This window comes from Promicromonospora kroppenstedtii DSM 19349, assembly GCF_000515355.1.
In the GTDB taxonomy this organism is placed as follows: Bacteria; Actinomycetota; Actinomycetes; order Actinomycetales; family Cellulomonadaceae; genus Promicromonospora; species Promicromonospora kroppenstedtii.
In genome coordinates this window covers 3,470-4,417 of sequence record NZ_KI911649.1, presented here as the reverse complement: position 1 = coordinate 4,417, position 948 = coordinate 3,470, and the positions used below count along the sequence as shown (strand labels likewise).

Genomic DNA, 948 nt, shown 5'->3' with positions numbered 1-948 from the left:
GCTCGCCGCGGCGGGCGCCGACACGGCGAGCAGGACGGCGCTCAGGGCCAGCCGCTGCCGGTACGGTCCCGGCTCCCGGCGCGGGCGGGCCGCCCGCCGGGGCAGCACCAGCACGAGCACGGCGCTCAGGAGGAAGAGGACGATGACGCCCGCGAACGCGGGGACCTGGGCGGGGATCGTGTCGGCCAGGACGTTGATGTACTGCCGGTTCTCGACGGTCCGGGCGACCGTGGTCCGGCGCGGCTCGCCCGCCTCGATCGGCATGCCGTCGATCGTGGGCTCCTCCAGCTCCGGGTCCGGGAGGGGCTCCTCGGCCTTTGGGTCCGGCAGTGCGCCACCGGCCTCGGCCGCGGTGGCCGTGAGGTCCGTGAGCTGGACGAACCCGGTACTCCGCGACGCGTCCGACGTCAGCCAGCGCACGCGCGGCACGTCGACCGTCCAGTCCACGACGACCTGGAGGCCCTGCTGGGTCAGCGGCGTGTCGGCCACGCCCGCCACGAGCACTCGGGTGCCCGCGGGCAGGCTGCGGGCGAGGCTGTTCAGCGTGCCGTCCAGCTCCTCGAGCGCCTCGGCGCGCTCGGGCCCCTCGGGCAGGCTCCCCGCGTCGATCACGGTGACGGGGCACGCGGTGAGGGCCTCGTCCCAGGCCGGGCCGCGCGTGCCGGACACACCGGCCGACCCCGCGGCGCCGGGGGTGCTCAGGGCGTCCAGCGAGGGGACGTACCGGCTGACCGTGCCGTCCTCGCGGGCGAGCATCACGGCCGCACCCGGACCGACCGCCGTCGAGCAGGTGTCCGCCTCGGCCAGCATCTCGCCCAGGAGGCCGGGGGCCGGGGCCTTCGCGCGGTCCGCGGCCTCGGCGGCCACCTCGTCCTCGTCCTCGTCCTCGTCGGACTCGGGGAGCTGGGCCCAGCCGTCGACCGTCGCGCCGGCCGGCTCCGCGGCGCT

Annotated in this window: 1 pseudogene; it reads right to left on the bottom strand. The window is 77.3% G+C overall.

Annotated features, from left to right (window positions below):
- Nucleotides 1–948, bottom strand: a pseudogene (locus PROKR_RS09540) (hypothetical protein); the annotation flags it as partial.